At 75.5% G+C, this 6,004-nt stretch carries 8 protein-coding genes; 5 read left to right on the top strand and 3 right to left on the bottom strand.

Features of this window, described 5'->3' with window-relative positions:
• Window positions 1–188 precede the first annotated feature (188 nt).
• A complete protein-coding gene (gene rsgA / locus HUX53_RS16155) occupies window positions 189–1,265 on the top strand; it encodes a ribosome small subunit-dependent GTPase A (RefSeq protein WP_176404026.1) in 1,077 nt (358 codons plus the stop codon).
• Window positions 1,266–1,307: 42 nt separating this feature from the next.
• On the opposite strand, the gene HUX53_RS16150 is transcribed toward rsgA, so the two are convergent.
• A complete protein-coding gene (locus tag HUX53_RS16150) occupies window positions 1,308–2,141 on the bottom strand; it encodes an ABC transporter permease (protein WP_176404025.1) in 834 nt (277 codons plus the stop codon).
• Window positions 2,138–3,112: an ATP-binding cassette domain-containing protein gene (locus tag HUX53_RS16145; protein WP_176404024.1), complete on the bottom strand. Its 975-nt coding sequence runs from the start codon at window positions 3,110–3,112 to the stop codon at window positions 2,138–2,140. The genes HUX53_RS16150 and HUX53_RS16145 overlap by 4 nt, the downstream gene beginning before the upstream one ends.
• A 123-nt stretch (window positions 3,113–3,235) precedes the next feature.
• On the opposite strand from HUX53_RS16145, the gene HUX53_RS16140 reads away from it, so the two are divergent.
• The 3 genes from HUX53_RS16140 to HUX53_RS16130 all read left to right on the top strand — a co-directional run bounded on the left by HUX53_RS16140 (window position 3,236) and on the right by HUX53_RS16130 (window position 4,830).
• Entirely contained in the window at window positions 3,236–3,949 is a 714-nt protein-coding gene (locus HUX53_RS16140) for a TetR/AcrR family transcriptional regulator (protein WP_309237259.1), read from the top strand.
• A 67-nt stretch (window positions 3,950–4,016) separates the two neighbouring features.
• Complete coding sequence (locus HUX53_RS16135; RefSeq protein WP_217919493.1) at window positions 4,017–4,469, top strand: helix-turn-helix domain-containing protein; 453 nt, start codon at window positions 4,017–4,019, stop codon at window positions 4,467–4,469.
• Window positions 4,462–4,830, top strand: coding sequence for a DUF4180 domain-containing protein (locus HUX53_RS16130; RefSeq protein WP_176404022.1), 369 nt, complete (start codon window positions 4,462–4,464; stop codon window positions 4,828–4,830). The genes HUX53_RS16135 and HUX53_RS16130 overlap by 8 nt, the downstream gene beginning before the upstream one ends.
• A 92-nt stretch (window positions 4,831–4,922) precedes the next feature.
• On the opposite strand, the gene HUX53_RS16125 is transcribed toward HUX53_RS16130, so the two are convergent.
• Window positions 4,923–5,504, bottom strand: coding sequence for a TetR family transcriptional regulator C-terminal domain-containing protein (locus HUX53_RS16125; protein WP_309237258.1), 582 nt, complete (start codon window positions 5,502–5,504; stop codon window positions 4,923–4,925).
• A gap of 73 nt (window positions 5,505–5,577) precedes the next feature.
• Here HUX53_RS16125 and HUX53_RS16120 point away from each other — a divergent pair.
• On the top strand, window positions 5,578–6,004 hold a 427-nt coding region (locus tag HUX53_RS16120; protein WP_176404021.1), incomplete at its 3' end, for an NAD(P)/FAD-dependent oxidoreductase.

Here is a 6,004-nt window from a genome sequence, read left to right as displayed (position 1 = left end):
TTGTATAAGAGTCGCGGCGTAAGCGTGAGGAGGTGGGGATGTATGGCCGTCGTTTCGGTGGCTGCTGCGTGCAGCACTCGGCCCGTCCTCATCCTCTGGGCCGCCGGCTGAGCTGATTCCGGTGCTCCGCGCGAGCGCGCGGGCGGCGTCTTCATGCCGGGGCCCTTTCACGCAAGGGTTTCACTGCATTGTCTTTCGCATTCGCGGGCTCGTCCCCTCTGGCCGCCTACGGCCGGGACGAGGCCCTGGAGAACGAGTTCACCTCTCATCGCGCGGCGGGGCTGGTGCCCGCGCGCGTGGCCGCGGTCGACCGCGGCCTGTGCGACGTGGTCACCGAGGGCAGCCCGGCCCGGGCGTCCACCGCGTCGTCTGATCCGCTGGGCGTGCCGTGCACGGGCGACTGGGCGGCGCTGCGGCCGGACGGCCCGGACGGACGCCCGGCGGTGGCGGCGCTGCTGCCGCGCCGGACCGCGATCGTGCGGTCGTCGGCGTCCCGTGATTCGCGCGGCCAGGTGCTGGCCGCCAACGTCGACACGGTCGCGGTGGTGGCGGCGCTGGCCGCGCGCCCGTCCCCGGGGCGGATCGAGCGGCTGGTGGCGCTGGCCTGGGAGAGCGGGGCGCGGCCGGTGGTCGTGCTGACCAAGGCCGACCGGGTGCCCGGCACCGCCGAGGCCGAGGCGGAGGCCGCCGCGGCGGCGCCGGGCGTGGACGTGGTGGCGTGCAGCGCCGCGACCGGCGACGGTGTCGACGCGGTCCGGGCCGTCCTGTCGGGGACGGTGGTGCTGGTCGGGCCGTCGGGCGCGGGCAAGTCCACGCTCGGCAACGCGCTGCTGGGCGCGGAGGTCCTGGCGACCGGCGCGGTCCGGGACAGCGACGGCAAGGGCCGGCACACCACGGTGCGGCGGGAGCTGCTGCCGCTGCCGGGCGGCGGCGTGCTGATCGACACGCCGGGGCTGCGCGGCGTCGGGCTGTTCGAGGCGTCGCGGGGGCTGGAGCGGACGTTCGCCGACATCGAGGAGCTGGCGGCCGGGTGCCGGTTCGGGGACTGCGCGCACGTCACCGAGCCGGGCTGCGCGGTGCTGGCCGCGGTCGAGGACGGGACGCTGCCGCGCCGCCGCCTCGACGGCTACCGCAGGCTGCTGCGGGAGAACGCGTGGGCGGCGTCGCGCACCGACGCGCGGGTGCGCGCCGAGCGCGACGGCGAGTGGAAGGCGATCAAGAAGGCGCAGCGGCGGATGTACCGGGAGCGGGGGCGCGACCGCTGACCCTTCGCGGCCCGCGGTCGTCCCGGCCGCGGGCCGCGCGGGTCACCTGCCGCGGCGCTGGTAGGTCCGCACCGACAGCGGGACGAACACCGCGAGCAGCAGCAGCGCCCAGCCGAGGGTGGCGGCGACGGGGTGGGCGACGGGCCAGGCGGCGCCGGCGGTGGGGCCGCCGGGGTTGCCGAACAGGTCGCGGCAGGCGGCGGTGAGGGCGCTGACGGGGTTCCAGTCGGCGATGACCTGCAGGACCGTGGGCATGCCGCCGGTGGGGACGAAGGAGTTGGACAGCATGGTGACCGGGAACACCAGCGGGATGAGCTGGTCGGCGGTCTGCTCGTTCTTCACCACCAGGCCGAGGTAGCAGCCGGCCCAGGCCAGCGCGTACCGCATGAGGGCCAGCAGCGCGAACGCCTCGACGGTGGGCCAGATCCCGTTGTGGGCGCGCCACCCGACGATGAGGCCGGCTGCGGCCATGATGGCCATGCCGAGCAGGCCGTTGAGGATCTCGGCGCCGGTCTGCCCGAACGGGACGGCGGCGCGGGCCATCGGCATGGAGCGGAACCGGTCCATGACGCCGCGGGAGGCGTCGGTGGCGACCCGCATGGTGACGGTCATGGCGGCGGTGAAGGTGACCATGGCGAACAGGCCGGGCATCAGGTATTCGCGGTAGTCGCCGCCGCCGGGGACGGAGATCGCGCTGCCGAACACGTACCCGAACAGCACGACCATGACGGCGGGGAAGATCAGCGCGGCGACGAGCTCGCCGGGTTCCTGGCGGATGCGCGACAGTTCGCGGCCGATGAGGGTGAGGCCGTCGGCGAGGGTCCAGCGCAGCCTGCCGGCGGCGGAGGCGGGCGCGGGCGCGGTGAGGGCGGTCATCGGACGGTCTCCTTCTCCCTGGCGGCGTCGGCGGCGGTGCCGGTGCCGCCGGTGAGGCGCAGGAACACCTCGTCGAGGGTGGGGCGCCGCAGCCCGGCGTCGGCGGCGGTGACGCCGGCGCGGTCGAGTTCGCGGACGACGTCGGCGAGCCGGACGGTCCCGGCGGGCAGCGGGACCGAGAGGCGGCCGCCGTCCAGGGCGGGGTAGGCGCCGGTGAGGGTGCGCAGGACGTCGGCGGCGGTGCCGGCGGCGGCGGGGTCGTCCAGGACGACGTCGAGGCGGTCGCCGATGGAGGCCTTCAGCGCGTCGGGGGTGCCGGTGGCGATGACGCGGCCGTGGTCGATGACGGCGATGTCGTCGGCGAGCCGGTCGGCCTCGTCCAGGTACTGGGTGGTGAGCAGGACGGTGGTGCCCTCGGCGACCAGCCCGCGGATCGCGTCCCAGATCTCGCCGCGGCTGCGCGGGTCCAGGCCGGTGGTGGGCTCGTCCAGGAACAGCACCTGGGGGCGCAGGATCAGGCTGGTGATCAGGTCGAGGCGGCGCCGCATCCCGCCGGAGTAGCCGGCGACCTGCCGGTCGGCGGCCTCGGCCAGCCCGAACCGCTCCAGCAGCTCGTCGGCGCGGCGGCGGGCCTCGCGCCGGGGCAGGTGGTAGAGGCGGCCGAACATGCGCAGGTTGCCGCGGCCGGTGAGCTTCTCGTCGACGGCGGCGTACTGGCCGGCCAGCCCGATGCGGGCGCGGACCCGGTCGGGGCTGCGGGCGACGTCGTGGCCGGCGACGCGGGCGCGGCCGGAGTCGGCGTCGGCGAGCGTCGCCAGGATCCGCACGGCGGTGGTCTTGCCGGCGCCGTTGGGGCCGAGGACCCCGCAGACGGTGCCGGCGGGGACGGCGAGGTCGAGGCCGTCCAGGGCCTGGGTGGTGCCGTAGCGCTTGCGCAGCGCCTCGGCCGCCACGATCGGTTCGTCGGGCACGACGCCTCCTCTGGGTACGGTGTACGCAACTGCGTCGGACACCACCGTAGGTAACTGGGTACGTTGTACGCAACTAGGATGCGCACAACGGCGACGACACAACGGCGACGACGAGGAGGTCCGGTGGGCGACGGGCGGCGGGGCAGCATCTGGTCGATCCCCGAGGGGCAGGGCCGCGGGTCGCGCCCCGCCTACAGCCGCGCCCAGATCACCGGGGCCGCGATCCGCATCGCCGACGCCGACGGCCTGGACGCCGCCTCCATGCGCCGCATCGCCGCCGACCTCGGCACCGGCGCGATGTCGCTGTACCGCTACGTCCCCTCCCGCGACGACCTGATCGAGCTGATGATCGACCACGTCCTGCTGGAGGCCGACGTCCCCGAGCGGCCGACCGGGGACTGGCGCGCCGACCTGACGCTGATCGCCGAGAACACCCGGCGGATGTGGCTGCGCCACCCCTGGCTGGCCGGCCTGCAGCGGCCGCGCGCCACGTTCGGGCCCAACCGGATGCGGCTGCTGGAGTTCGCGTTCGGCGCCCTGGACGTCGGGTTCCCCATCGACGAGATCTTCATCCTGCTGGACATGCTGAACGGCTACGTCGAGCGCGTCGTGCGCGGCGAGATCGAGTGGGCCCGGGAGATGCGGCAGAGCGGCATGACCCCGCAGCGCTGGATGACCGAGAGCGCCCCCTACGTCCGCGAACTGCTCGGCACCGGCCGGTACCCGATGTTCGAGCGGATCGTCATGGACGCCCGGCTCCCCCACATGAGCGCCGAGGAGCAGTTCCGCTACGGCCTGGACCGCGTCCTGGACTGCATCGCCGCCGCCCGACCCTGACCACCGCCCCTCCCGATCCTTCCCTAAAGTTCCCTATCAGTCCCCAAAGCGGGTATGTTGGGGAGTGATGGAGAAGGAAATGTACTCGGTCGAGGAGGTCGCCGACCTTCTCGGGCTGCACGTGCGGACCGTGCGCGGCTACATCCGGGACGGGCGGCTGAAGGCCGTCCGGATCGGCAAGCAGTACCGGATCACGCGCGCCGACCTGGCCGCGCTGACCGGCCGGCCCGCACCGGATCCCCGGCCCGGCGCGGCGGCGGTGGAGGTGTCGAGCATCGTGCAGGTCGACGGCGTCGGCGCGGACGCGGCGGCGCGGCTGGCCACGCTCGTGCAGGCCGGGGCCAACACCGGCGAACCGGGGCGGGCGCTGCGGCTGCAGGTCGTCCACGACGAGCGGCGGCGCCGGCTGAAGATCGTGATCCTGGGCGGGGCCGCCGAGACCGCGGACGTGCTGCGCCTGCTGGACGAGGTGATCGGCGGCGGGAACGCGCTGCTGGACGAGGAGGGGAACGATGGCTGACGTCATACAGGAGCGGGCGGGGACCACGGTGCTGGTGTGCGACCCGGACGGCCCGCCGGTCGCGACCGAGCGCGACGCCCTCGACCTCATCGGCGCGACCTACCACGGCGCCGAGGTCGTGGCGGTCCCGGCGTCCCGGCTGGACGAGCGGTTCTTCACCCTCGGCACCCGGTTCGCCGGGGACATCATGCAGAAGTTCGTCAACTACCGGGTGCGGCTGGCGGTCGTCGGCGACGTGTCCCGGCACGTGGCGGCCAGCCCCGCGCTCGCGGCCCTGGTGCGCGAGTCCAACGCGGCCGGCCACGTGTGGTTCGTCCCGGACCTGGACGCGCTCCACGCCCGGCTCCGCGCCGCCGCCTAGCCGCGCGGCCGCCCGGGATCCCGTCCCCAGGGTGACGGCGGGGACGGGATCAGCTCAGGGTCCCCCGGCCCCGCCCCGCGCCGCAACGGGTTTTACCGCCGCGGCTCCCCGGGCAGGACGCCCGCCAGGTACGCCGCGACCAGGGCGCGCAGCCGCCCGGGGGACGGCTCGGCGCCGGCCCCGGCGATCGCGTCGAACATCAGGCCCTCGGCGAACGCGACGAGGCCCTGCCCGTGCGCGTCGGGGTCTGGGGACCCGGCGGCGGCCAGCAGCGCGCGGGCCGCGTCCCGGAACCCGCGCCCCGCGGCGTCGTAGATGACGCGCAGCTCCGGCCGCCGCGTCGCCTCCAGCGCCAGCTCGTAGCGGGCCAGGGTGTGGGCGCGGCCGGCGGTCAGCTGCAGGTGCAGGACGTCCGCCAGCCCGCCGGCCAGCGCCTCCCTCGACGCACCCGCCGGAGCGGCGGCCGCGCCGGTGAACCGGTCGCGCTCCACCTCGGTGAGGCGCGCCAGGGTCAGCTCCAGCAGCGCGGCGCGGGTGCGGGCGATGTTGGACGCCGAGCCGGGCGGCAGCCCGGCGGCCTCGTCGACGGCGCGGTGGGTCAGCCCCCGCATGCCGCGTTCGGCGAGCAGGGCGATGGCGGTGTCGGCGACGAGCCGGGCACGCGGTGAGGTCACCCCCGCATCCTACCCGTCCCGACTACAGGCGTAGTATGGGCACTACGTCCGTAGTCTGCGAAAGGACGGCACCATGCCGCACACCATCGTCATCGGCGGAGGGATCGGCGGCCTCACCGCCGCCGCGGCCCTGCACCGCCGCGGCTGGACCGTGGACCTCCACGAACGCGCCGCCTCCCTGGAACCCGCCGGATCCGGCCTGGCCCTCGGCCCCAACGCCCTGCACGCCCTGGACACCATCGGCGCCGGCGACCCCGTCCGCGCCCTGTCCGCCATGCGCGGCGACGGCGGCATCCGCCGCCCCGACGGCACCTGGCTCAGCCGCACCTCCGCCGAGGCCGCCGAAGCCCGCTACGGCGACCCCACCGTCGCCCTCCTGCGCGCCGACCTCATCGACGTCCTCACCGCCCGCCTCCCCGACGGCATCGTCCGCCTCGGCTCCCCCGTCACCGCCGCCGCCCCCGACGGCACCGTCACCACCCCCGGCGGCGGTGACGGGG

Origin of the sequence: Actinomadura sp. BRA 177 (assembly GCF_013372625.1) — a bacterium.
Classification (GTDB): Bacteria; Actinomycetota; Actinomycetes; order Streptosporangiales; family Streptosporangiaceae; genus Spirillospora.
The sequence above is the reverse complement of the archived record's forward strand: the minus strand, read 5'-3'. Positions and strand labels throughout refer to the sequence as shown.